General features: G+C 70.9%; 24 protein-coding genes. 13 read left to right on the top strand and 11 right to left on the bottom strand.

The window, feature by feature from the left end; genetic code table 11:
* Window positions 1-16: 16 nt before the first annotated feature.
* Window positions 17-1,744, bottom strand: a complete 1,728-nt coding sequence (locus MCHT01_RS17410) for a phospholipase D-like domain-containing protein (RefSeq protein WP_067066802.1) — start codon at window positions 1,742-1,744, stop codon at window positions 17-19.
* A 114-nt stretch (window positions 1,745-1,858) separates the two neighbouring features.
* On the opposite strand from MCHT01_RS17410, the gene dusA reads away from it, so the two are divergent.
* On the top strand, window positions 1,859-2,890 hold the full coding sequence (gene dusA / locus MCHT01_RS17415) for a tRNA dihydrouridine(20/20a) synthase DusA (RefSeq protein WP_067066804.1): 1,032 nt from the start codon (window positions 1,859-1,861) through the stop codon (window positions 2,888-2,890).
* A gap of 25 nt (window positions 2,891-2,915) precedes the next feature.
* Window positions 2,916-3,497 (top strand): methylated-DNA--[protein]-cysteine S-methyltransferase, encoded by a 582-nt coding sequence (locus MCHT01_RS17420; RefSeq protein WP_067066806.1) that lies wholly within the window; start codon window positions 2,916-2,918, stop codon window positions 3,495-3,497.
* A 253-nt stretch (window positions 3,498-3,750) separates the two neighbouring features.
* Here the strand turns inward: MCHT01_RS17420 and MCHT01_RS17425 are convergent, their stop codons facing one another.
* The 7 genes from MCHT01_RS17425 to MCHT01_RS17455 form a co-directional block, all read right to left on the bottom strand.
* Window positions 3,751-4,761: a recombination-associated protein RdgC gene (locus tag MCHT01_RS17425; protein WP_067066808.1), complete on the bottom strand. Its 1,011-nt coding sequence runs from the start codon at window positions 4,759-4,761 to the stop codon at window positions 3,751-3,753.
* Window positions 4,762-4,887: 126 nt separating this feature from the next.
* Window positions 4,888-5,604, bottom strand: coding sequence for a DsbA family oxidoreductase (locus MCHT01_RS17430; protein ID WP_067066810.1), 717 nt, complete (start codon window positions 5,602-5,604; stop codon window positions 4,888-4,890).
* Between the two features lie 22 nt (window positions 5,605-5,626).
* Window positions 5,627-6,625, bottom strand: coding sequence for a succinylglutamate desuccinylase/aspartoacylase family protein (locus MCHT01_RS17435; protein ID WP_067066812.1), 999 nt, complete (start codon window positions 6,623-6,625; stop codon window positions 5,627-5,629).
* Window positions 6,626-6,839: 214 nt separating this feature from the next.
* On the bottom strand, window positions 6,840-7,712 hold the full coding sequence (locus tag MCHT01_RS17440; RefSeq protein ID WP_169806152.1) for a PIG-L deacetylase family protein: 873 nt from the start codon (window positions 7,710-7,712) through the stop codon (window positions 6,840-6,842).
* Between the two features lie 229 nt (window positions 7,713-7,941).
* The gene (locus MCHT01_RS17445; protein ID WP_084452857.1) at window positions 7,942-8,904 is read right to left on the bottom strand and encodes a DMT family transporter; all 963 of its coding nucleotides are present in this window, start codon (window positions 8,902-8,904) and stop codon (window positions 7,942-7,944) included.
* Window positions 8,905-8,960: 56 nt separating this feature from the next.
* Window positions 8,961-9,854, bottom strand: coding sequence for a DMT family transporter (locus MCHT01_RS17450; protein WP_067066815.1), 894 nt, complete (start codon window positions 9,852-9,854; stop codon window positions 8,961-8,963).
* Between the two features lie 58 nt (window positions 9,855-9,912).
* A complete protein-coding gene (locus MCHT01_RS17455; RefSeq protein WP_067066817.1) occupies window positions 9,913-10,713 on the bottom strand; it encodes a ferritin-like domain-containing protein in 801 nt (266 codons plus the stop codon).
* A gap of 123 nt (window positions 10,714-10,836) precedes the next feature.
* Here MCHT01_RS17455 and hslO point away from each other — a divergent pair, with 123 nt between their 5' ends.
* The 11 genes from hslO (at window position 10,837) to MCHT01_RS17510 (ending at window position 21,646) form a co-directional block, all read left to right on the top strand.
* Complete coding sequence (gene hslO, locus MCHT01_RS17460; protein ID WP_067066819.1) at window positions 10,837-11,823, top strand: Hsp33 family molecular chaperone HslO; 987 nt, start codon at window positions 10,837-10,839, stop codon at window positions 11,821-11,823.
* Window positions 11,824-11,946: 123 nt separating this feature from the next.
* Window positions 11,947-14,013, top strand: a complete 2,067-nt coding sequence (locus MCHT01_RS17465; RefSeq protein WP_067066821.1) for a M3 family metallopeptidase — start codon at window positions 11,947-11,949, stop codon at window positions 14,011-14,013.
* Between the two features lie 123 nt (window positions 14,014-14,136).
* The gene (locus MCHT01_RS17470) at window positions 14,137-15,669 is read left to right on the top strand and encodes a DUF4331 domain-containing protein (RefSeq protein ID WP_067066823.1); all 1,533 of its coding nucleotides are present in this window, start codon (window positions 14,137-14,139) and stop codon (window positions 15,667-15,669) included.
* A gap of 14 nt (window positions 15,670-15,683) precedes the next feature.
* Window positions 15,684-15,965 carry a hypothetical protein gene (locus tag MCHT01_RS17475; protein WP_067066825.1) on the top strand — a complete coding sequence of 94 codons (282 nt, stop codon included), beginning with the start codon at window positions 15,684-15,686 and terminating at the stop codon, window positions 15,963-15,965.
* Window positions 15,966-16,105: 140 nt separating this feature from the next.
* Window positions 16,106-17,266, top strand: coding sequence for a hypothetical protein (locus MCHT01_RS17480; RefSeq protein WP_067066827.1), 1,161 nt, complete (start codon window positions 16,106-16,108; stop codon window positions 17,264-17,266).
* Window positions 17,263-18,522 (top strand): HupE/UreJ family protein, encoded by a 1,260-nt coding sequence (locus MCHT01_RS17485; protein WP_148661584.1) that lies wholly within the window; start codon window positions 17,263-17,265, stop codon window positions 18,520-18,522. Before MCHT01_RS17480 ends, MCHT01_RS17485 begins: the two co-directional genes overlap by 4 nt.
* 73 nt (window positions 18,523-18,595) lie before the next feature.
* The gene (locus MCHT01_RS17490) at window positions 18,596-19,291 is read left to right on the top strand and encodes a sigma-70 family RNA polymerase sigma factor (RefSeq protein WP_245643389.1); all 696 of its coding nucleotides are present in this window, start codon (window positions 18,596-18,598) and stop codon (window positions 19,289-19,291) included.
* Entirely contained in the window at window positions 19,291-19,989 is a 699-nt protein-coding gene (locus MCHT01_RS17495; protein ID WP_067066832.1) for an anti-sigma factor, read from the top strand. The genes MCHT01_RS17490 and MCHT01_RS17495 overlap by 1 nt, the downstream gene beginning before the upstream one ends.
* A gap of 177 nt (window positions 19,990-20,166) precedes the next feature.
* A complete protein-coding gene (locus MCHT01_RS17500) occupies window positions 20,167-20,433 on the top strand; it encodes a hypothetical protein (RefSeq protein ID WP_067066833.1) in 267 nt (88 codons plus the stop codon).
* Between the two features lie 28 nt (window positions 20,434-20,461).
* On the top strand, window positions 20,462-21,298 hold the full coding sequence (locus MCHT01_RS17505) for an SDR family oxidoreductase (RefSeq protein ID WP_084452859.1): 837 nt from the start codon (window positions 20,462-20,464) through the stop codon (window positions 21,296-21,298).
* 45 nt (window positions 21,299-21,343) lie between these two features.
* Window positions 21,344-21,646, top strand: coding sequence for a hypothetical protein (locus tag MCHT01_RS17510; RefSeq protein ID WP_067066835.1), 303 nt, complete (start codon window positions 21,344-21,346; stop codon window positions 21,644-21,646).
* 216 nt (window positions 21,647-21,862) lie between these two features.
* On the opposite strand, the gene rsgA is transcribed toward MCHT01_RS17510, so the two are convergent.
* Genes rsgA through MCHT01_RS17525 form a run of 3 tightly spaced genes read right to left on the bottom strand, consistent with a single transcriptional unit; the run spans window position 21,863 to window position 24,444 of the window.
* The gene (gene rsgA / locus MCHT01_RS17515; protein WP_067066836.1) at window positions 21,863-22,768 is read right to left on the bottom strand and encodes a ribosome small subunit-dependent GTPase A; all 906 of its coding nucleotides are present in this window, start codon (window positions 22,766-22,768) and stop codon (window positions 21,863-21,865) included.
* Window positions 22,765-24,063: a M48 family metallopeptidase gene (locus MCHT01_RS17520; RefSeq protein ID WP_067066838.1), complete on the bottom strand. Its 1,299-nt coding sequence runs from the start codon at window positions 24,061-24,063 to the stop codon at window positions 22,765-22,767. The genes rsgA and MCHT01_RS17520 overlap by 4 nt, the downstream gene beginning before the upstream one ends.
* 45 nt (window positions 24,064-24,108) lie before the next feature.
* Window positions 24,109-24,444: a LytR C-terminal domain-containing protein gene (locus MCHT01_RS17525; RefSeq protein ID WP_369688629.1), complete on the bottom strand. Its 336-nt coding sequence runs from the start codon at window positions 24,442-24,444 to the stop codon at window positions 24,109-24,111.
* Between the last annotated feature and the right edge of the window lie 94 nt (window positions 24,445-24,538).

The following is a 24,538-nucleotide window of genomic DNA, read 5'->3' on the forward strand; positions in this document are numbered from 1 at the left end:
TGCCCGCCGTACGGCGTCAGTCCACCGCCACCTGGGCGCCGAAGGCCAGCCGGCGCTTGGTCTTGATCCCGTCCGGCTTGTAGAAGCCGGCGACCCAGCTGGCATCGGGCGCCAGATAGTTGTGGCGCGGCTCGCCGCTCTTGGCGTCCACCGTGGTGACGATGTAGCGGAAGTTGTAGTGGCGCCAGAGCCGCATGAACTCGCCGGTGTAGATGTCCGCCACGCGTCGGTCGCCACGGATCACCAGCATGTTCTCGTCGTTGTCGGTCGTCGAGGCGTCACTGAAGTTGGCCGAGCCGGTGATGACCAGTGGATCCTGGCCCAACGGGTCGACCAGCATGAACTTGGTGTGGGTGTACTTGACGTTCCTGCTGAGGGTGTTGGCCTGCTCGCCGAGCCAGTGGTAGAGCGCGTCGGCCGGCAGCGTGGTGCCCACGGCGACCTGGATGTCGTGGTCCCGGCCCAGCGCCTGCTCGGTGGCCTCGGCGGTCTTGGCGTTGACGCCCCATTTCTCGAGGAAGACGTAGCGCAGGTAGTCCTTGTCCTGCTTGAACACGTCCAGGAAGACCTGGTTGATGCCGAAGGCGCCGGTGAAGCAGGTCATCAGCTCGGCGCTGTCCAGCGCCGAGCCATACCAGCGCAACTGGGCCAGGCCGCCGCGCGGGCTGAAGATCGGCGTCACGCCGCCCGGCGGCGGCACGTCGACCAGCGTGGGCGTGGCCTCGGCGTTCGAGGCCTTCAGCGGCACGTTGTCCGGATCGCCGGACAGCTCGGTCCAGTAGGCCAGGTACTGCTGCGCGAGGGCCGGGTCGCGCACCAGGTGACCGACGTTGGACTGGCCGTAGATGCCGGACTCGGTGAAGTTGGTGGAGCCCGTCCAGACGGCCACAGGGTGCCCCTGGTCCAGCAGCACGATGAACTTGTTGTGGGCGATGTAGGAGGGATCGCTGCGGCGGGGGATGGCCACGTCGCTCAGACCATACTCGCCGAGCAGCGCGTCGACCCGGGCCACGCGGGCCTTCTGCTCCTTGTCGGGCACGCCCTGGCGGCTGAGCGCGACGCGCGCGTCGTAGACGATGCGCACGTCGGCGCCCAACTGCCGGGCCTTCTGGAAGGCGGCGATGACGGGCTCGTAGTCGAACTCGTAGACCGCGGCGCGCAGCGAGAAGCGCGCGCTGTCGGCCTGGCCGATGTAGCGCAGGATGGCCTCGTCCAGGCCGCGGGAGAGCCAGGCCATCGCGTCGTCGCGCGCCTCGCCCTTGAGCTGGTTGGGCGCGACCTGCCACTTGCGGGCATAGGCCTGGCTGCCGATCACGCCGCGGTTGAAGTAGATCGCATGCGCCGGGCCGGCGGCGTGACCGGCGGGCAGTTCCTCGGGCTCGGTCGCGATCTCGATGCGCACGCCGTCGCCGTAGCGGAGGTTCTTCGGCTTCCCGGTGACGGGGATGATCTCGTAGAGGTAGTCGCGCCCCGGCTTGGTGGTGAAGTCGCTCCAGAGGAAGTCCTGGATGGGGTGCTCCTGCGTGGAGACCAGGGCGCCGTCGGGCGGATTGGGGTAGGAGGCCTCGAAGGTGCGCATGCCGGTGAGCCAGTAGGACTCGTCCTCCGCCGGGTCGGTGCGGCGGATGGCGAAGCCCAGCAGGCCGGTGGTGTCGGCCTGGGCCATGTCCATGCCCAGGGTCACCACGTAGGTGCCGGCGACGACGGTGACGGTCAGGCCATGGTCGGTCTTGCGGAAGCGCATGGGGGTCTCCTGAAGCAAACCCAGCAGTTATAGACAGCGCTTCATGACGGCGATACGTCAGGCGGGGCAGGGGATCCCCAGGGTTGAGGACGGGCGCGGGATAATCGCGCCCTTATGTCTGCGACGTTCTCCCCCTGGCGCCTGTCGGTCGCGCCCATGCTCGACTGGACGACGGCCGACTGCCGTTACCTGCACCGCCTGCTGACCCGCCACACGCTGCTCTACACCGAGATGGTGACGACCGGCGCGATCCTGCATGGCGACAAGCCGCGCCATCTCGACTTCAACGCCGAGGAACACCCGGTCGCGCTTCAGCTCGGCGGTTCGGAGCCGGCGGACCTCGCGGCCTGCGCCAAGCTGGCCGAGCAGTGGGGCTACGACGAGGTCAACCTCAATTGCGGCTGCCCCAGCGAGCGCGTCCAGCGCGGCGCTTTCGGCGCCTGTCTGATGGCCGAGCCCGCGCTCGTCGCCGATGGCGTCAAGGCCATGCGGGACGCGGTGGCCATCCCGGTCACCGTCAAGCACCGCATCGGCATCGACAAGATCGAGAGCTACGACTTCGTGCGCGACTTCGTCGGCCAGGTCGCCGAGGCGGGGTGCGAGGTCTTCATCGTCCATGCCCGCAACGCGTGGCTGCAAGGCCTGTCTCCGAAGGAGAACCGCGACATCCCGCCGCTGCGCTACGAGCTGGTCCATCGGCTCAAGCAGGAGTTCCCGTCGCTGACGATCGCGATCAACGGCGGGCTCAAGACCGATGACGAGATCGCCGCGCAGCTGGAGCACGTCGACGGCGTGATGATCGGCCGGCAGGCGTATCACGAGCCTTGGCAGATGGCGCGCTGGGACCAGCGCTTCTTCGGCGCGAGCGCGTCGCCGGTGGGCAGTCGTGAGGCGCTGGAAGATCTTTGGCTCGATTACCTGGACCGGGTGGTCGCCGCGGGCCGCCCCTGGGCGCAGGCGATGCGCCATGCGCTGGGGCTCTGGAACGGCTTGCCGGGCGCGCGCCGCTGGCGTCAGGTGTGGTCGGACCACAAGCTCAAGCACCTGTCGCCGCGTGAAGTCCACCGGCTCGCCACCGCGGCGCGCACCGAGGCCGCCGACATCGCCAGCCAGCATCCCGCCTTCCAGGCTCCTGTCACGGACTGACCGCCGCGCGGATCAGCATCGGGCCATGGCACCGCAGGTCTTCTTCCATTGCTATCCGACGGTGCTCGGCCATTGCGGCATCGCGTGGACCGAGCGCGGCATCGTGGGCTCGCAATTGCCGGAGGAGAGCGCCTCCGCGACGCGGGATCGCATGCGGGTGAGGTTCCCGGCGGGGCGGGAGGTGACCGTGTTCGAAGAATTGCCCGGGGCGGTGCGCAATGCCTGCACGGGTGTGCGGGCGCTGCTGGAGGGCGAGCCACGGGATCTGCTGGAGATCGAGCTCGATGACAGCGGGCTCGCGCCGTTCGACCGGGAGGTGCTGGCGCTCACGCGCCGGATTCCGGTGGGGCAGACGCTGACCTACGGGGAGGTCGCGACCCGCGTCGGCCAGCCGGGCGCCGCGCGTGCCGTCGGGCGGGCCGAGGGGCACAACCCGTTCGCGCCGATCGTGCCCTGCCATCGCGTGATGGGTGCGCCGAGCGCCGGGAAGGCGGCGAATCTCACGGGGTTCTCGGCGGCCGGCGGGGTGGCGACGAAGCTGAAGATCCTCGCGATCGAGGCGCGCGCCACGGGGCAGCAGGCGGGGGAACAGCAGGATCTGTTCTGAGGGGTCAGGGGCCTGCGGGTCGCCCGAAGACCCTCACCCCAGCCCTCTCCCGCAAGCGGGCGAGGGAGTCATGCCGCACCGAGCGTCGTTGCCGACAGCCTCGGTCGCTGCCCGGACTCACTCCCTCTCCCGCGAGCGGGCGAGGGAGTCGATGTGCTCGCTGGCTTCAGATGTCCGATGAACTCGGTGCCTTCTCTCTCCCTCTCCCGCTTGCGGGAGAGGGCGGGGGTGAGGGTCTTTGCAGCCCCTCGCCTCAATCCCAGGGCGCAGCTTCCGTCGCCAGATCCTCATCCTTCGCCGGCGATGCCGCCTTCGGGGCGCTCGCGCCGCCGGGCGCGTGTTCCGCCGCGATCTTGGCCGACTGGCCGATGAAGTCCAGCTCGCCGCCCAGGCCCTCGATCAGATCGGGGATCAGCTGCGACAGCTCGCCCGTGGCCAGCGCCGCGTCGACGTCGAACGCCTCGTCCTTCGCCGGCTTGTCGCGGCCGTCGAACACCACGTCCAGGAACTTGATGCCCTTGATCTGCATCGTGTCCGTCAGCGTGAACGACACCCGCTCCTTCCAGGTCATGGCCAGACGCGTCGGCATCTTGCCGCTGGTCAGATGGGCCTTCACCTCGTCGGTGTCCAGGTTGTGGCGGGCATAGCGCACCGCCGCCTTCATCTCGTCCGCGGCCTTCAGCTCGCAATCGCGGTCGATCACGAAGTCCTTCGGCGGGACGCCATCCATCAGCCACGCCGCCATGCACGCCGCGGGAGATTCCGCGCTCTGCAGCAGGTGCAGGTTGATCGACGAATCGGCCTTGACCAGCAGCGTGATCAGCTCGTCGGCCTTGCCGATCGAGCCCGCGTCCACCATCAGGAAGCCCTGCTTCGGAGAGATCCACACCCGCAGATGCGACTGCAGCGTGAAGGCGCGCGGCAGCAGCTCGTGCGTGGCCTGTTCCTTCAGATCGCGCTGCTGCTTCTTGCCGGGACGGCGACCCGTCTCCAGCTCGATCTTCTCCATCATCTCCTCGACATGCTCGCGCACCACCGAGCCGGGCAGCACGCGCTTTTCCATGCGCAGGCTCAGCAGCCAGTGACCGTCGATCTCCTCGAGCAGACGGGCGCCGGGCTCGCCGCGCGGCGGGACCCAGCCGGCCGACAGCGCCTCGGTGGCGCCGCAGGGCTTGAAGCGCTCCTGCTCCAGCGCGTCCTCGAGCTTCTCGGCATTGGGCTGCCAATCATTGGCCAGGCGGTAAACGATCAGGTTCTTGAACATCTCGAAACGACTTCCGACGACAGAAAGACAACGGGGCCACGCGGACGACGCGGGCCCCGTTCAAAACGATGGGCGGATTGTCTCAGGTCTGGCGACCGTCACGGCAACGGGTCATCCCCGTTGCGTTCAGGATTGCGCTTGCTGCTGCTCGGCGGCGATCTGCCGCAGCGCCTGCTCGAAGGCCTCCGGCGGCTGGCCGCCCGAGATCAGGTAGCGCTCGTTGATCACCACCGACGGGACCGAGCTGATGCCCTGGCCCAGCCAGAAGGACTCGGCCTCGCGGACGTCCTCGGCGAACTCGCCGCTGTCGAAGACGCGGGCGGCCTCGGCCTTGTCCAGGCCGATCGCGCCGACGGTCTCCAGCAGCACCTCGCGGTCGCCCGGGTTCTTTCCGTTCGTGTGATACGCCGTCAGCAGCGCCAGCTTCAGGTCGTGCTGCGCCTTCGCCGACTGCAGGCCGGCCCAGTGCAACAGGCGGTGCGCGTCGAAAGTGTTCCAGATCCGGCTGCGGGCGCCCTCGGTGAAGGTGAAGCCCACCGCCGCCCCGCGCTCGCGCAGGTGGCCGCGGATCTGGGTGCGCTGCTCCGGCGTGGAGCGGTACTTGCGGGTCAGGTGCTCGTCGATGTCCTCGCCCTCGGGCGCCATCTGCGGGTTCAGCTCGAAGGGCTGGAAGTGCAGCTCGGCCTGGACCTCGGGCACGCGGGCCAGCGCCGTCTCCAGCGACTTCAGGCCCACCGCGCACCAGGGGCAGGCGACGTCGGACACGAAATCGATGCGCAGCGGCTCGAGCTTGCCGGTGGTGGGCGCCGAGGCGGCGGAGGAAGCGGGCGTGGTGTCGTTCATGCCCGCGACTCTAGCCGTCCGCTCAAGTCAACACGCGGTCGCTGGGCTTTGCCAGGTAGAACCACTCGTGACCGGGCTCGGCGTTGTTGTTGGGGAAGACGATGCGGCCGCCGAAGGGCGCCAGCACCGGCGTGCCGTCGGCGCGCGTGCCGATGCGTTCGCCCTCGGCGACGGCGTCGAAGCTGGCCCAGGCGCGCTCGAACCGGTCGTCCGGGCTCTCGCGATCGATGACCTCGTAGAGCTGCAGCAGCTCGACCGGACGCTTCGGATCGGCCAGGTCGACGCTGGCCGGCGCGACCATGCCCAGCAGCACCAGCGTGCGCAGGATCGCCTTGAAGGCGACCTCCGGGCCTTGCGGGTCGGCGTGCTGGCCGCATTCCAGGGTGATGCAGTAGCCGCCGGTGCTGCGCATGTATTCGGTCGTGCCGACGCCGTAGTGCGGGTCCTGCTGCAGCGCCATCTTGCGCGAGCCGTCGCCGGCCTTCTCCGCGCGGCGCTTCAGGCCCAGCGCGTAGGTCGACAGCCAGCCTTCGACGATGCGGCCCGTGCCCACGGCCAGGGCCAGGGCGCTCTCGGCGGCCTGGTGGCGGAAGGGCTCGAGATCTCCATCGTTGTCGCGCGGTCCCAGCATCGCGAAGGCGGGACCGGGATTGTTGAAGCTGTGCAGGTCCAGCATCACGTCGTTCTGGGCGATCCAGCGGCAGAGCTGGTTGGCGATGCGGTCCTCGAAGTCCTGCGGAATCGGGTTCACGCGCAGGTTGCGGTTGAGGTTGCGCTCGCCCTCGCGGCGCTGCAGGCGGTGGGCCAGCGGATTGACGATGGGGATCATCGTCAGCGTGCCCTTGAGCAGCGTGAGCGACCCGTCGTCCAGCATCGCCATCACGCGCTGGATCGCGCCGACGCCGGCCACCTCGTTGCCGTGCACGGCCGCCGACACCAGCAGGCGCGGACCCGGCTTCAGGCCGGCGAACTGGTGGATGCGCAGATGGGTGGGGTGGGCGGTGGCGGCGGAGTCGCTCATGGCTGGGGACGGTGTCTCGGAAGGAAGCGCGAAGCATAGGCCCGCGCCGCGCCGATGCGTGCGCGGCGCGGCTGTGGCACGTATGCCGAATGCGAGGGCGGGGATGAGCTGGCGTTCTGGCCGCGAGCCGATCGGGATCCGAGCGGCAAGCCGCCGCCGACGGCCGGACGGACCGGACGGAGCGCCGGCCCGCGGCGCACCGGTGCGGGAGCGATCAGCCGCCGATCAACTTGCCCGTGTCCAGCGGCACGTCCGCGGGGAACTGCGCGGCGGGCAGATCGCCCACCGGCGCGCCGTCGACCCAGCGCGTCATGCGGTACAGCGTGCCGAAGGCGAAGTCGGGCGGCGCCTCGCCCGGGCCGGCGATCAGCTCGCCGCCGCGGCGGACGTTGTCGGCCATCCAGGCCGGCAGGCGCAGGTGGTAGGGGTTGCGGGCGACCTCGCCATGGTGGCAAGCCAGCGCGCGCACCAGCAGGGCGGTGTCGCGGCGTCCGGTCTCGACCAGCGCGGTCGGGGCGGGCTGGGTGGCCCAGAACTCGGTGTGCGCCATCACCGTGCTGGCCCGGGCCTGGCGCAGCGCCTCGGTGACCAGCAGGTGCACGCCGATGTGCGTCGGAATGCCGTCGCCCGCATGCGGCACCAGGATCAGCGCGGGCTGCTCGGCGGCCAGCAGCTCGGCGACCAGCCTGACCTGTTCCTGCCACAGCGGGGTGCGCGCCTCGGCGGCGTCCGGCTTGACCTGCTCGAAGCCGTCGACCGACAGCAACCGCAGGTCGAAGCCCAGCACGTCGCAGGCGGCGCTGAGCTCGGTCCAGCGCTCGGCGCGGCGTTCCTGCTTGCTGCCCAGGGTCACGGCGATGTTGATCACCTGCCAGCCTGCCTCCTGACGCAGGCGCAAGGGCAGGGCGCCGACGATGCACTCGTCGTCCGGATGCGGCGCGAAGACCAGCACGCGCGGGGCTTGTGTCGTGGTACCGGGACCATCCGGAGCCGGCCGGGTGGCCAAAGGACTGACACCGGTACGCACCGGCTGACGCAGCTGGGCATACCAGCCGTCGATCCAGGACTCCCAGTCCGCTTGGGTCACGGGAAGGTCGTTCGACAGGGAAGAAGGTGTCACGAGGTTCGACTGCAAGCGGTGGGGCGCCCCTGCGTTGGGGGCGGCACCGGGTGGATCTGGTGGCCGAGGGCAGCGGCCGGATCCCTAAATGGTATTACATTGGTAGTAGAACTACACGCAGACCGGTGAAGTCCCTAATGCCCCGGCCCGGGACGGCCGTCTCGCCCGCCCCGTCGCCCGGATGCGGAGATCGCCGTCAGGCGCGCCGCGCCTGGCCCGGCCAGGTCGCCAGGATCACGCCGGCCAGCGCCAGGGCATAGGCCAGCGCCTGGACGCCGCTCAGGCGTTCGCCCAGGAAGACCAGGCCGATGATGGCGGTCGAGATCGGCAGGAAGACCATGAAGACGCCGGCCTTGGCGGCGCTCACGTGCCGCAGGCCGCGCATCCAGAGCCAGACGGTGACCGTGCTGGCGGCGATGGCGTAGAAGAGCAGCAGGCCCCAGTCCTTGGGCGCGACGGCCGAGAAGCTGAAGTCCATCGCCTGCCACAGCCCCAGCGGCGTCACCAGCACCAGGCCCCAGAGGTTGATCAGCGCGCTGATGCGGCGCGGCGAGAGGTCGGCGGCCAGGCGCTTGCCGATGACGACGTAGGAGGCCTCGCAGCACATGGCGCCCACCAGCAGCAGCGCGCCCCAGCCGGAGGTCTCGCCGCCGGCGCTGGCGCCGGACTTGTTGACGGCCACCAGCGCGATGCCGCCCACGGCCAGGGCGATGCCGGCGACCGTGCGCGGCGCGATGCGCTCGCGCAGGAAGAGCCAGCTCATCAGCGCGACCGTCGCGGGGATGCCCGCCATGATCACGCCGGCGACCACCGCCGAGCTGTGCTTCATGCCGAACAGCAGGCAGATCGAGAACAGGAAGTTCCCGAAGAAGGATTCCAGGAAGAGCAGGACGCGGGTGCGTCCGGTCAGCGGGGGCTCGGTCGGGCCACGCTTGAGCCAGGGCAGCATGAAGATCGCCGCCATGCCGAAGCGCAGGAAGGCCAGCAGGAAGACCGGGAACACCAGCACCAGCAGCTTGGAGAGGCCGACATAGCTGCCGATCACGCTGGTGCTGGCCGCCAGGCTGGCATAGGCCCACAGCGGCGCGTGGTGCGCGTGGTGGTCGCCGGCGTCGGCGGTGTGACCGGACGAGCCGGAATCGGGCGAGGTGCTGGACATGGGTCGGGATGATGCCGGAGCGTCGCGGGGGCGGGAGGAGTCGATCGGGGCGGGCGTCAGGCCGCGCGCGGCCGCAGCACGCGCAGCATCGGCAGCAGCTGGATCAGCAGCATCGCGCCGAGGATCAGCGCGCAGCCCAGCAGGCCGGCACCGTTGAGGCGGTCGCCCATCAGCAGGTAGCCGAAGACGGCCGCGAACAGGGTCTCGGAGGACAGGATGATGGCCGCGTCCGCGGCGTGCGCGTAGCGCTGCGCCACGACCTGCGCGGTGAAGGCCACGCCCACCGACAGCACGCCGGTGTAGAGCAGGGGGCCCGCCGCGGCGACGATGCCGTCCCAGCGCCAGGCCTCGAAGCCCAGCGCCCAGGCCAGCGCCGCGATGCCGCAGAACAGGAACTGCCCGCCCGCGACGGTGAAGGGCGCGTTCATCCGGTCCGCGACCATGCCCACCAGCAGCACGTGCACGGCCCAGGGCAGGGCCGAGGCGATCACCCAGGCGTCGCCCAGGCCGACGTTGAGCTCGTGCGCGCCCGACAGCAGGAACGCGCCGACGAGGCAGGCCGCCGCGCCCGGCCACACCGACCAGTGCGGCAGGTGCCGCAGCAGCACCCAGCCCAGCAGCGGCACCAGCGGCACGTAGAGCGCGGTCAGGAAGCCGGCGTTGGTGACGGTCGTGGACTGGATGCCGATCTGCTGCAGCGCGGCGCCCAGCGTGAGCAGGCCGCCCAGGCCGGCGATCTTGAGCACGTCGGCGCCGCGCAGCGGCGTCGCGGCCGGGGCGCGGCGTTCGCGCAGGATCAGCGGGAACACCACCAGCGCGCCGATCAGGAAGCGGATGCCGGTGAACATCATCGGCCCGAGGCTCTCCATGCCATGGGCCTGGGCGACGAAGGCCGAGCCCCAGATCATGGCGATGAGCGTCAGCAGCAGGTTGGCTTGGATGCGGGTCATGGGTCGGGAGTGTGCGGGACGGCGGACGCGCCGGACGATGGCCGGCGCGCGTCAGCCTTCATGAGCTGAGATAGGCGATTTCTTCCGGGCTGAAGCCGGCCGCGCTGCGCGCGTCGAGGTTGAACGGCGGCCGCAGCCTGGGTGCCTCGAAACGCTCGACCAGTTGCGGATAGAGCGCGATCGGGTCCAGTCCGCGTTCCTGGCAGAGGTGGCGGTACCAGCGGTTGCCGATGCGCACGTGGCCGACCTCGTCGCGCAGGATGATGGCCAGGATCTCGACCGCGCGCTGATCGCCCGCCTTGGCGAACTTGGCCTGCAGCGGCGGCGTCGCGTCCAGGCCGCGGGCTTCCAGCGTGCGTGGCACCAGGGCCATGCGGGCGAGCACGTCCCCCTCGGTGCGCCGCGCCATGGACCACAGGCCGTCATGGGCGTCGAAGTCGCCGTACTGCTTGCCGTGCGTGCGCAGGTGGGCCTCCAGCAGCGAGAAGTGCAGCGCCTCCTCGGCCGCCACCTGCAGCCAGTCGAAGTAGAAATCGCGCGGCAGGCCCGGGAAGCGCCAGACCGCGTCCAGCGCCAGGTTGATGGCGTTGAACTCGATGTGGGCGATGGCGTGGAGCAGCGCGGCGCGGCCGTCCACGGTGAACGGGGAGCGCGAGGCCACCTTCACCGCCTCGACCAGACGCGGCCGCTCCGGGCGGCCGGGCGGATCGGTGTCGGGGGTGAGGCGGGCGGCCGTGTCCAGCGGGGCGGCGTCGCGCTCGCCGGCCGTGGCGCGGTCGTACAGCGCCCGGGCCGCCTGCGCTTTCTCCTGCGGGTCCCGGATCAGAAGGGCCTGCAAGGCGCCGGTTCGTAGTTCCATTCGTAGAATTATCGGCTTGCGCCGCGGCGCTCCTCGCCCGCGGGCAGCCCTTCCGGGCCCTCCGGGCCTTGCAGGCGCGCCGATCGCCCCAAAACTCGAACAGTTCGACTCCAGGATTTCAAGATGACCACCTCCACGCCCAAGCCCGCCGCTCCCGACGAACTGCACAAGTTCCTGTTCGAGGGCCTGCCCGTGCGCGGCGTGCTGGTGCGCCTGGACCGCGGCTGGAAGGACCTGGTCGGCCGCCGCAAGGAGCCGCTGGCCCCGGCCGTGCGGGACTTGCTGGGCCAGATGACGGCGGCCGGCGTGCTGATGCAGGCCAACATCAAGTTCAACGGCGCGCTGATCTTCCAGGTCATGGGCGACGGTCCGCTGAAGCTGGCGGTGGCCGAGGTCCAGCCCGACATGTCCTTCCGCGCCACGGCCAAGACCCGCGGCGAGGTCGCCGAGGGCACCTCGCTGCAGCAGATGCTCAACGTGCACGGCCAGGGCCGCTGCGCGATCATGCTCGATCCCAAGGACCGCCTGCCGGGCCAGCAGCCGTACCAGGGCATCGTTCCGCTGAACGGCCCGGAGGGCCAGCCGCTCGAGAAGCTCAGCGAGGTGCTGCAGCACTACATGCGCCAGTCGGAGCAGCTGGACTCGACGCTGGTGCTGGCCGCCAACGGCGAGGTCTCCGCCGGCCTGCTGATCCAGCGCCTGCCCATCGAGGGCGAGGGCAACCTGGAAGCGGGCGCGGTGTCCGGCATCGCCCGCGAGGAGATGGAGGACGCCTACAACCGCATCTCGATGCTGGCCGCGACGCTGACCTCGGACGAGCTGCTGACGCTGGACACCGACACCATCCTGCGTCGCCTGTTCTGGGAAGAGACCATGCGCCGCTTCGAGCCGCAGTCGCCGCGCTTCGCCTGCACCTGCTCGCGCGAGCGCGTGGGCCGCATGCTGCTGGGCCTGGGCCGGCAGGAGGTCGACGAGATCCTGACCGAGCTGGGCGGCGTGGAGATCGGCTGCGAGTTCTGCGGCAACCACTACGTCTTCGATCCGGTGGACGTGGGCGAGCTCTTCACCGATCCGCGCGACCAGGCGCCGGGCTCGGCGCAGGTCCAGTGAGCGACTTCACGGACCCCCCTCACCCCACCTTCTCCCGCTGACTTTCTCCCTCTCCCGCTCGCGGGAGAGGGCAGGGGAGAGGGTCTTCAAGCGCCCACCCAACAAACAAGACCAGGAGACAAGATGACCGATCACGCCAACCCGCTGCTCAGCGCCTGGACCGGCCCCTATGGCCTGCCGCCCTTCGACGCCGTCCGCGCCGAGCATTTCGAGCCCGCCTTCGACGCCGCGCTCGCCGAGCACCGCGCCGAGCTGCGCGACATCGCCGCGCAGACCGACGCTCCGAGCTTCGACAACACCATCGCCGCCTTCGACCGCAGCGGCCGCGCGCTGACCGCGCTGGAGCACCTGTTCTCGACGCTGAGCTCGTCCGCCAGTTCCGACGAGCTGCGCGCCGCCGCCCGCCGACTGGCCGCCCCCCTGGCCGCGCACGGCAATGCGATCTACATGGACGCCGCGCTCTTCGCCCGCGTCGAGCAGCTGCACGAGCAGCGCCAGTCCCTGGGCCTGACGCCCGAGCAGCTGCGCCTGCTGGAACGCATCCACCTGGATTTCGTCCGCGCCGGCGCCCGCCTGAGCGGCGACGCTCGCGCCCGTTACGCGGCCATCATGGAACAGCTGGCGGAGCTGCACACCCGCTTCGCCCAGAACGTGCTGGCCGACGAGAGCGGCTACCAGCTGCAGCTGCGCGGCGAGGCCGAGCTGGCCGGCCTGCCGGACTTCGTCCGCGCCGCCGCGCGCCAGGCCGCGCTCGATCGCGGGCTGACCGAGGAGGGCCTGCATGTGGTGACGCTGTCGCGCTCGCTGATCGTGCCCTTCCTGAGCTTCAGCGAGCGCCGCGACCTGCGCGAGCAGGCCTGGCGCCACTGGATCGGCCGTGGCGACGGCGGTGCCGGCACCGGCGCCACGGACAATCGCGAGCTCGTCCGCGAGATCCTCACCCTGCGCCGCGAGCAGGCCGCGCTGCACGGCCATCGCTGCTTCGCCGACTACGCGCTGGCCGACACCATGGCCAGCAGGCAGTCCGCCGTGCGCGGCCTGCTGGACCAGGTCTGGGAGCCGGCCAAGGCCGCCGCCGCGCGCGAGCGGGCCATGCTCGACGAGGTGCGGGCGCAGCTCGGCCACGACCTGGAGATCGAGGCCTGGGACTGGCGCTTCTACGCGGAGAAGGTGCGCCAGCAGCGCTATGAGCTGGACGAGGCGCAGATCAAGCCCTTCTTCCCGCTGGACGCGATGGTGCAGGCGATGTTCGACTGCGCGCAGCGGCTCTATGGCCTGCGCTTCGTCGCGCAGCCGCAGGTCGCGGGCTATCACCCCGACGTCCAGGTCCACGAGGTCCGCGGCGAGGACGGCGCGCTGCGCGGGATCTTCGTGCAGGACAACTTCGCGCGGCCGACCAAGCGCAGCGGCGCCTGGATGAACGCGCTGCGTTGGCAGGCCCGCAACGGCATCGACGCGCTGCCCATCATCCTGAACTACAACAACTTCGCGAAGGGCGCGGCCGGCGAGCCCACGTTGCTGTCCTTCGACGACGTGCGCACGCTCTTCCACGAGTTCGGCCATGGCCTGCACGGGCTGCTGTCCGACGTGGAGTTCGAGCGCCTGTCGGGGACGCAGGTGCTGCGCGATTTCGTCGAGCTGCCCTCGCAGCTGATGGAGCACTGGATGGCCGAGCCGGCGGTGCTCAAGCAGCACGCCCGGCACTACCGGACCGGCGAGCCGCTGCCCGACGCGCTGCTCGCCAAGCTCAAGGCCGCGGCGACCTTCAACCAGGGCTACGAGACGGTGCGCTACTGCGCGTCAGCGCTGGTGGACCTGGAGATCCACGCGCTGGAGAGCGCCGAGGTACCGGACGTCGTCGAGTTCGAGCGCGACACCCTGGCCCGCCTGGGCCTGCCGGACGCGATCGGCATGAACCATCGGCTGACGCACTTCCAGCATCTGTTCTCGGGCGCGTATTACGCGTCGGGCTATTACGTCTACCTCTGGGCCGAGGTGCTGGAGTGCGACGCCTTCGAGGCCTTCGTCGAGGCGGGCGATCCGTTCGACAAGACGGTCGCGCAGTCGGTGCTGGACAACCTCCTGTCCGTGGGCAACAGCCGCGAGCCGGGCGCGACCTACCGCGCCTTCCGCGGCCGCGACGCCCGGGTCGAGCCGATGCTCAAGGGCCGGGGGCTGCTGCCGGCCTGAGGCGGTCGGAAGAAAAGAATCGGGGGGCGATGCATCCACCGGCTCTCGCCGTGCGTATAGCGGCGGGGAGGCGTCCGACCGTCGTCGGGCGCCCCTTCGTTCCCGCACCACCGAGGAGCCCCCATGATCGCTTCCCCATCGGCGACGCCGCTGCGCGTCGGGCTGCTTGCCGCCAGCGCCCTGTGCGCCGGCATGGCCTTCGCGTCCAGTCACCGCGAGGCGCCCTTCATCACCACCGTCCCCAAGGTGGACGCGTCGGACTTCTACATGTTCATGAGCTACGAGGCCGGTCGAACGGACTACGTCACGCTCATCGCCAACTACGAGCCGCTCCAGGATCCGTATGGCGGCCCGAACTACTTCTCGCTCGATCCGAACGCGCTCTACGAGATCCACGTCGACAACAACGGCGACGCGAAGGAAGACATCACCTTCCAGTTCCGGTTCAAGAACTCGCTCAAGGGCACGGCCCTGACCATCGGCGACAAGACCGTGCCGATCCCGCTCATCCAGTCCGGCCCGGTCGCCGACCCCAAGGCGGCCAGCCTCAACCTCAACGAGAGCTACACGGTCGACATCGTGCGCGGTGACCGGCGCTCCGGCACGCGCGCCTCGATCACCAACGCCTCCAGTGGCGCGACCAGCTTCGACAAGCCGGTCGACAACATCGGCAAGAAGACCATCGCCGATTACGCGGCCTACGCGGCCAAGCACATCTACACCGTCAACATCCCCGGCTGCAGTCAGCCGGCCAAGGTCTTCGTCGGCCAGCGCAAGGACCCCTTCGCGGTCAACCTGGGCGTGATCTTCGACCTCGTGAACGCCCCGGCCGGGGTGCTCACCGACCCGACCCTGATCAACGCCGCGCCCAACACGCTCGACGGGAAGAACGTGACGACGCTGGCGCTGGAGGTGCACAAGAGCTGCCTGGTCGCCGGCAGCGAGACCGTGATCGGCGGCTGGACCACGGCCAGCCTGCGCCAGGCCCGCATCATCGATCCGGCGCCCAAGCCCGGTCACCAGAGCAACGACAAGGCGGGCGGCGCCTGGGTGCAGGTGTCGCGCCTGGGCATGCCCCTGGTCAACGAGGTGGTCATCGGCCTGCCGGACAAGGACCGCTTCAACGCGTCCAAGCCCAAGGACGACGCGCAGTTCGCCGCCTACGTCACCAACCCCACCCTGCCGGCGCTGATCTCGACGGTGCTGGGGCTGTCGAACGCGGCACCGACCAACCTGCCGCGCAACGACCTCGTCACCACCTTCCTGACCGGCATCAAGGGCGTGAACCAGCCCGCCAACGTCGTGGCCTCGGAGGCGCTGCGCCTGAACACCGCCATCGCCGCGGTGCCCTTCGCGCAGCAGAACCGGCTGGGCATCGTGGGCAACCTGCTCGCGCAGGGCGGCGACAACGCCGGCTTCCCCAACGGACGTCGCCCGAAGGACGACATCGTGGACATCTCGCTGGTGGCCATGATGGGCGGCCTGTGCATCGCCAACGGCGACAACGACGCGCTGGGCTTCGGCACGGCGTGCAAGCCGTCGGCGGTGCCGCTGGGCGCCACCTCGCTGAAGCTGCATGACGCGGTCGACCAGGCGGTCGTTCCGCTGCTGCCCGCCTTCCCCTACCTGTACACGCCCATCGGCGGTACGCAGTGAGCGAGGAGCCGATCATGACCCAGTCCTCCAAGCCTTCCGTGCTGGCGATCTCCGCCATCGCGGCCGCCGCCGCCCTGGTGGCGGGCTGCGGCGGCGGCAGCGACTCCGGCGGCATGTCGGGCGGCGGCGTGACCAGCGCCTCCGTGCCGGACAGCGCGCTCGGATCGTCGATGGCCTACACGCAGTTCACGCTGACGACCTCCCAGTCGACCAGCGAGACCGCGGAGCCGCTGACAGCCGACAACGTCACGGTCGCGCCCAGCAGCGAGACCGATGAACCGGTGCCGGTGAGTTGACGCCCGCGCGGGAAGCCATGCCCGCGCCGCTCGCTCGCCTCGCGCGGGTCGCCTTCGCAGCAGCAGCTCGGGTCATGGCCACGACTGCCACTGCGGTTGCGGTTGCCGTTGCGAGTGCAGGCACGCCTGCGGCTGTCGCCGTGCTCGTCGCGCTGGCTGCCGCGACGGCGACGGCCGCGCCGGTCACGCCGCGCCAGGATGACGAGATCGTGGAGCGCCTGCCGCTGCGCGCCGGCTCGGCGGCGGAGCGGGCTCGTCAGCGCGCCGAGCAGCGGGCGCTGATCCAGCAGCCCCGCGATCTCGGTCTGGCGGTGAGCGCGGCGCGCGAGGCCATCGAGCGCTCGCGTCGCTTCGGCGATCCGCGCGACCTGGGCACCGCGCAGGCCTGGTTGCAGCCCTGGTGGTCGGATCCCCAGGCGCCGGCCGTCGCGCGGCTGCTCAAGGCCGTCGTCCTGCAGGCGCGGCACGAGTTCGATCCCGCGCTGGCGGAACTCGATCGCCTGCTCGCCGATCGGCGCCTGCAGCCGGCGCTGCGCGCCCAGGCGGAACTGACGCGGGCCGGCGTGCTGCAGGTGCGCGGCCGTTGGGACGAGGCGAGGGCGGGGTGCGAGCGCCTTGCCGCGCCGCCGCTCGCGCTGCCGCACGGGCTGGCCTGCCTCGCGGAACTCGACAGCCTGCAAGGGCGGGACCCCGACGCGCGTCACCGCCTGGCGGAACTCGACCGCCTTCCACAGGCGCCGCATGCCTGGCTCGCGCTGCTGCGCGCCGAACTCGCCGAGCGGCAAGGCTTGCCCGAAGCGGGGGCGCTCTACGCGAGTGCCTTGCGGCAGGACGATGGCCTCTATGTCCGCGCCGCCTACGCCGATTGGCTGCTCGACGCGGGCCGGCCGGCCGAAGCGGCCGAGGTCGTCCGCGCGGGTCAGCCGAAGGAGATCGGTCCGATGCTGCGCGCCTTGCCCGACGCGCTGCTGCTGCGCCTGGCCATCGCGTGGCGGCGCGCCTCGGATCCGGCCACGTCGCAGGCGAGGGCGGAGATGCAGGAACGCTTCGATGCCGCCGCGGTGCGCGGCGACCCCAGCCACGCGCGTGAGCGCGCGCGCTTCGCGCTCGATGTGCTCGACGACGCGCCGCTGGCCTTGCGCGAGGCGGAACTCAACTGGACGCTGCAGCGCGAACCCGCCGACGCCGTGTTGCTGCTGCGGGCCGCGCGCGCCGCGAAGCAACCCGAGCGGGCCGAGCCGGTGCGCGTCTTCGTCCGCGACCAGTCCTTGCGGGATCGGCGTCTGGGGGAGCCGGGATGACGGTGCCGCGACGCCGGGACCTGGCGCGACGGCGCTCCGCATGGGTCGCCGCGTGGACCACCGCATCGGCCACCGCATCGGCAGCCCTGACGGCGGTCGTCGCAGCCGCGGGGATGCTCGGCGCGGGCGACGTCTGGGCCCACAAGGCCAGCGATGCCTACCTGCGGCTCGACGTTCAGGCCAAGGTCGTCACGCTGCGCCTGGACGTGGCCTTGCGTGACCTCGACCGCGATCTGGTCCTGGACGCCGATGACGACGGGCTGCTGCGCTGGGGCGAGGTGCGCGAGCGCATCCCTGACATCGAGGCGCTCGCCGACCGCGATGTGCGCCTGACGGTGCGGGACGGTGGGGGCGCGGTGTGCGCGCCGGGACCGTTCGCGCCGCTTCAGCTGGAGCAGCACAGCGACGGCCGTTACGCGGTGTTGACCCGGACCTGGACCTGCGCGTCGGCACCGGCGGACGCGACGCTGGCCTACACGCTCTTCGCGGTGACCGATCCGACGCACCGGGGCATCCTGGCGAGGGCCTCGGGCGGCGCGATGAAGCCGGCGGTGATCGTGCCCGGCGGCGCGGACCTGCGGCTGAGTCTCGGCCCGGCCGCCGGCGGCGGCGCGCAGGATCCGGGCGCACCCGCCCAAGAAGGATCGGCCGGCATCTTCCTGGACGGCGTGCATCACATCTGGATCGGCATCGACCATGTGCTGTTCCTGGTCGCGCTGCTGCTGCCGTCGGTGCTGACGCGCGAGTCCGGCGCGTGGCGACCGGCCGACGCCTGGCGGCCCGCGCTGTGGCGCGTGCTGGGCGTCGTGACCGCGTTCACCGTCGCGCATTCCATCACCCTGGGGCTGGCCGTCTTCGATGTGCTGAATCCACCGTCGCGCTGGGTCGAGAGCCTGATCGCGCTGAGCGTGCTGCTGGCCGCGCTCAACAACCTGAAGCCGGTGCTGGTCGAGACCCGCTGGCGCCTGACCTTCGCCTTCGGGCTGGTGCATGGTTTCGGATTCGCGAGCGCGCTGAAGGATCTGGGGCTGGACCGCGCGGACCTGGCGTTGCCGCTGGTGCTCTTCAACGTCGGCGTGGAGGCCGGGCAGCTCACCATCGTCGCCGTGCTGGTGCCGCTAGCCTGGGCCGCGCGCTGCTGGCGCGGCTATCCGCGCTGGGTGCTGGGCGCGGGGTCCTGCGTCGTCGCCGCGATCGCCGTCGTGTGGCTGATCGAGCGGCTCTTCGACATGCGGCTGCTCGGGCTGGGCGGGTGAGCGGCCAACGGTGACGAAACGGGGACCGCGGCAATCCGGAGATCCGATATCCCGTGAGCTGCGTACAAACGGCATGACCGCGCCCACCGCTCCGACCGACGCCGGCGACCCGTCGGCGACCGCCCAGTCCCCCAACGCCGTTCGGGATGCCCGTCTGGTCGGGATCATGGCGCGCGTCGCCCGGGCCGACCGCGAGGCCTTCGCCGCGCTCTATCGCGCCACGAGCGCCACGCTCTTCGGTCAGGTGTTGCGCATCAACCGCGATCGCGGCCATGCCGAGGAAGTCCTGCAGGAGGTCTACGTGACGGTCTGGAAACAGGCGGCGACCTACGACCCGCGTCAGGCCCAACCCCTGACCTGGCTGACTACGATTGCCCGGCACCGCGCCATCGACAGCCTGCGGCGCGGGGCCTCGCAGCCCGTGACGATCAGCCGATTCAGTGGCCTGGACGATCCGGAGGGCGGCGGGGAGGAGGGCGCCGGCGACCTGCTCGCGCACCTGCCGAGCGACACGCCCGGCCCGCTGGATCTGCTGGATGACTCCAGCCGGGCGCTCTCGCTGGAGCGCTGCATGTCCGCCTTGAGCGGGGAACAGCGCAGCAGTCTGGCCCTGGCCTACTACCAGGGCCTGTCGCATGCCGAGGTGGCCGAGCACATGCACCAGCCGCTGGGCACGGTGAAGAGCTGGGTGCGCCGCGGCCTGCAGAGCTTGCGCGCCTGCCTGGATCGCGCGAGCGAGCGCCTGGGATCGATGGGGAGGGTCGCCTGATGGACTACGGACACCCGGAACGGGCCGAGCGCCTGGCGGCCGACTACGCGGTGGGTACGCTGCGGGGCGGCGCCCGGCGGCGCTTCGAGCAGTTGCTGCCGGCGCATCCCGTCCTGGCACGCGCGGCGGCGCAGTGGCTCGCCCGCCTGCAGCTCCTGGCCGGCCAGGTGGAGCCGGTGGAACCGCCCGCCCGGGTCTGGATGGCCATCCAGGCGACCCTGTTCGGCAGCGCCAACGACGCACGGGTGGCCCCGGCCGCGTCCGGTCGCGGACAGCTGCGCCTGTGGCGCGGCGTGAGCGCGGTGGCGATGGCGGCCTCGATGGTGCTCGCGGTGATGGTGGCGCGACCCGTCCCGGAAGCGGCGCCGGTCGTGGTCGTCCTGCGCAGCACGCCGGAGGGCCTGCAACTGATGCCCACGAGCTTCGTCGCCAGCGTGTCCGCGGACGGCCGGGCGCTGGTGCTCAAGCCCCTGGCGCCGGTCGCGCTGGCCTCGGCGCAGTCGCTCGAGCTCTGGGCGGTCCCGAAGGCGGGGGCGCCGCGCTCGCTGGGGCTGATCCCGGCCGGCGAGGCGCCGATCACGGTCATCCGGGCGAACCTGCTGTCCGGGACCAGCGCCTTCGCCATCAGCCTGGAGCCGGCGGGCGGATCGCCCAGCGGCAAGCCGACGGGGCCCATCGTGTCCGCGGGCGGCGTGTGACGGCATCGTCGGCGCGGGTGTCGGGAAAACCCTGAACGGTTCCCCCATTCATCGCGCCGATCCGCAACTCGTCGCCCACAGCCGGGAGTTGGTCGCAGTCCGCTGTCGTTGAGGGTTTACCCTCGTCATCATTCGCCCCATGCCGCACCCCACCACAACGCGGCGCAGGAGGACGAGATGAACACGATTCGCTGCTACGACCGCTTCGCCACCATCAAGCGCATTGCCGCGCTGGTCGGCGTGACCACCGGCATCGCCGCCGGTCTGCTGCTCGCCCTGCCGGCCCGCGCCGCGCAGCCCCAGCCGCAAGTGCAGAAGTTGCCCACCGTGGTCATCTCCGGCAAGTCCACCCGCACGGTGGCCGCCAACGAGGTGCGCAGCCTGCCGACCGTCGTGGTCACCGGGCGACGTGCGATCGACGGCCAACAGGTGGCCGCGCGATGAACGCGTCGACCCTGCCTATCATGGCCGGATGGACATCGCCGACGCCTCCCACGATTCCGCCGCTGCCAACGTGAGCCCCCTCGCCGAGTCCGGCGAGCGCGCGGCCCCCGCCATCGCAGTGCCCCTGTTCCGCATCGCCGCCGTCACCGGCGCGGGATCCGGCATCGGCCGCGCCGCCGCGCGCAAGCTGATGAACGCCGGCTGGCAGGTCGCCCTGCTGGGGCGCCGCGAGGACGCGCTGCGGGAAACGGCCTCGGTCCATCCCGAGCGCGCGCTGGTGCTGCCTTGCGACGTCGCGGACGAGGCCCAGGTGACGGCCGCCTTCGCCGCCATCGAGGCCTGGCATGGCCGGCTCGACTTCCTCTTCAACAATGCCGGTCGCGGCGCCCCCGCGATGGACATCGACGAGCTCAGCGTCGAGACCTGGCGCGCCGTCGTCGACGTCAACCTGACCGGCAGCTTCCTGTGCGCCCGGGCCGCCTTCGGCCTGATGAAGCGCCAGTCCCCGCGCGGCGGCCGCATCGTCAACAACGGCTCGATCTCGGCCCATGCGCCGCGGCCGGGCTCGATCGCCTACACCTCCACCAAGCACGCCATCACCGGGCTGACCAAGACCCTGGCGCTGGACGGCCGCAAGCACGACATCTGCGCCGGGCAGCTGGACATCGGCAATGCCGAGACCGACCTGACCGAGCGCTTCAAGCAGGGCGTGCCGCAGGCGCATGGCGGCACGATGGTGGAGCCGGTCATGGATGTGGACCACGCCGCGAGCGCGCTGCTGTACATGGCGGAATTGCCGCTGTCGGCCAACGTGCCTTTCCTGACGGTGATGGCTTCCAAGATGCCCTACATTGGCCGAGGCTGACGCGCCGGACCCCGCCGTGCGACATGCTTCCCCCGACGAAAGACGATGAACCTGATCTCGACCCTGATTTCCATCGCCGCCCGCCTCGTGCTGGCGGTGGCTTCCATCGTGCTGTTCCTGGCGGTGCTCGCCGCCGGGCTGGTGATCTTCGGCGTGCTGATGCTGTGGAGCCTGATCCGCGGCCGCAAGCCGACGTTCAACAACGCGGCCTTCCAGCGCGCGGCGCAGTTCCGGACGCAGGGGTTCCGCACGGGCCCGGGCATGGGCCAACGCGGCGCGCCGCAAGGTGAAGTGATCGACGCGGAAGTCCGCGAGGTCCCGAACGCCGATCCGCGCCTGGAACGCTGAGCTCGCCGCAGCGGCGGACTGCCATCCTCCCACCCTCACCCCAACCCTCTCCCGCCCCGCGGGAGAGGGGGCAAGAGGGGGCAGGATGGGCAGAAGGGGCGACGGTGGTGGTGGAGCGCCGCGGCCGCATGCTCGTCAGGCGCTCGGTGAGTGTGACCCCCTCTCCCGCTTGCGGGAGAGGGCAGGGGTGAGGGTCTTCGGGCTCGCCCCCGCGCTTCAATAATTCGGCGGCCGACTCAGCTCTTCCCAGAGCTCGTCATAGATCCGATACCGCTGGGGGCTGATCTTCCCGGCCTCGACCGCCACCAGCACCGCGCAGCCCGGCTCATGCCGGTGGCTGCAGTTGTGGAAGCGGCATTCGCCCAGATAGGGCTTGAAATCGGGCATGTGAGCCGCGAGCTCCGGCGCCGCGATCTGGCGCAGGCCGAATTCCTGGAAGCCCGGCGAGTCGATCAGCCCGTTGCGCCGCTCGGCGTCCATCCAGTACCACTGCGTCGTCGTCGTCGTGTGGCGCCCCGAGTTCAGCGCCTGCGAGATCTCGCCCACCTGCGCCTGCGCATCGGGCACCAGCAGATTGATCAGCGTGCTCTTGCCGGTGCCGCTGGGGCCCAGCACCAAGGTGGACTGGCCTTCCAGCAGCGGCATCAGCGTCTCGCGCGCCTCGTCCGGCCGTCCCTTCAGGCTGAGCTCCAGCACTCGCTGTCCCATCGCCTTGTACGGCGCCAAGCGCTGGCGCGCGAAGTCCGCGCCGGGCAGGTCGGTCTTGTTCAGGATGATGTCGGCCGCGATGCCGGCGCTGTCCGCCGCGATCAGCGCGCGGGTGAGCTGCGACTCCGAGAACTGCGGGTCCACCGCGACCAGGATCAGCAGCCGGTCCAGGTTGGCGGCGAAGCTCTTGGTCTTCCACTCGTCCTGACGGAACAGCAGGTTGCGGCGCGGCTCCACGCCCTCGATCACGCCCTCGTGATCGCTGCTGCGCTGCCAGCGCACGCGGTCGCCGACCACGCAATCGCTCTTCTTGCCCCGCGTCAGGCAGTGCACGCGGGTGCCGGTCTCGTCCTCGATCAGGTAGTGGCGGCCGTGGCCGCGCACCACCAGGCCGATCTGGGCGGTCTTGCTCATGCCGGACGCCCCACCGCGGCGATGGCCGCCAGACGCTCGCTCGCGGGCGGATGCGAGTAGTAGAAGCGCGCGAAGACAGGATCCGGCGTCAGCGTGCCGGCGTTGTCCTCGTGCAGTTTCAGCAGCGCGTTCGACAGGTCCTGGCCGCTGGCCTGCGCGCAGGCGTAGGCGTCGGCTTCGAACTCATGCTTGCGGGACCAGAAGGACATCAGCGGCGTGACGAAGAAGGTGAACGGGGGCAGCGCCAGCAGGAACAGCAGCAGCGCCAGCGCGTCGTTGGGGGCCTCGAGGCTGGGGCGCACGCCCAGGCTCAGGAAGAAGCCGGCCTGGCCGCTCAGCCAGCCCAGCAGGGCGAAGCCGGCCAGGCTCAGGGCGAAGCTCAGCAGCATGCGCTGCAGCACGTGGCGGCGCTTGAAGTGGCCCAGCTCGTGGGCCAGCACGGCCTCGATCTCGGGCGGGTTCAGGCGCGCGATCAGGGTGTCGAAGAAGACCACGCGCTTGGCCGCGCCCAGGCCGGTGAAGTAGGCGTTCCCATGGGCGGAGCGCTTGCTGCCGTCCATCACGAACAGGCCCTTGGAGGCGAAGCCGCAGCGCTGGAGCAGGGCGTTGACGCGGTCGGCGACGGCGGCGTCGGACAGCGGCTCGAACTTGTTGAACAGCGGGGCGACGACCAGCGGGATGACGACCATCATCAGCAGGTTGTAGGCGACCCACGCGCCCCAGGCCCACAGCCACCATTGGTGGCCCGGGGCGCCCATCAGCCACAGGATCAGCGCGGCGAAGGGCAGGCCCAGCACCAGGCCCACGCCCAGGCCCTTGAGGCCGTCGACGATGAAGAGCCTGAGCGTCGTGCGGTTGAAGCCGAAGCGCTCCTCGAGGCGGAAGGTGCTGTAGAGCGACCAGGGCAGGTCCAGCACGCCCGACAGCAGGGCGAAGGCGGTGAGCAGCGCGAGCTGGTAGCCCATGCCGCCGAGTTCGTGGCGCCAGGTGAGCGCCCATTGGTTCAGCAGGTCCAGTCCGCCGAGCAGCGTCCAGCCGATCAGCAGCGCGGTGTCCCAGGCCAGGTGCAGGGTGCCCAGGCGGCCGCGGGCGATGGTGTAGTCGGCGGCCTTCTGGTGCGCGGACAGGGGCACGGTGGCGGCGAAGGCCTCGGGGACCGCCTGGCGGTGGCCGGAGACGTGGCGCATCTGGCGGGAGGAGAGCCAGAGCTTGAGGAGGAAGGACAGGATCACCGCGGCGATGAAGGCCAGCGTGGGGGCGAGGGTCGTCCCCGGGGACGGAAGCACGGCATGCATGGGGCCGGAGTGTAGGCCCCGTGGGTGACGGGGCCGGGCATCCGGTCACAGATCCGAGGTGGCGTCGAGGCCTCCGGCGAGCGCGGCCACGCGGCGCGGGGTGGCGGTGGCGGCCAGCCAGTCGCGGCCGATGACGACGCGGACGTCGCCGCGCAGGCCGGCCTGCTCGCACAGTTGCGAGGGCACGCCCGGCGGGAGGGCGGCGGCGATCCGGCGGGCGCTCTCGGCCTGGCCGGCGCGATAGTCCACGCGGGTGCGGACGACGTCGTAGCTGGGTTGGTTCGTCAACCGGGACTTGGGCATGCCTTGCTCGACCATCCAGCGGTCGACCTTCGCGGCCATGCCGGTCGTGCCGACACCGTTGCTGATCTCGAGGCGGATCGGGGTGGGGAGGGGCGTGGGCGCGGGAAGACCCTCACCCCGACCCTCTCCCGCAAGCGGGAGAGGGAGTGAGAGTGGAAGTGATAGTGGGAGT

Source organism: Mitsuaria chitosanitabida ATCC BAA-476 = NBRC 102408, from assembly GCF_001598255.1.
In the GTDB taxonomy this organism is placed as follows: Bacteria; Pseudomonadota; Gammaproteobacteria; order Burkholderiales; family Burkholderiaceae_C; genus Roseateles; species Roseateles chitosanitabidus.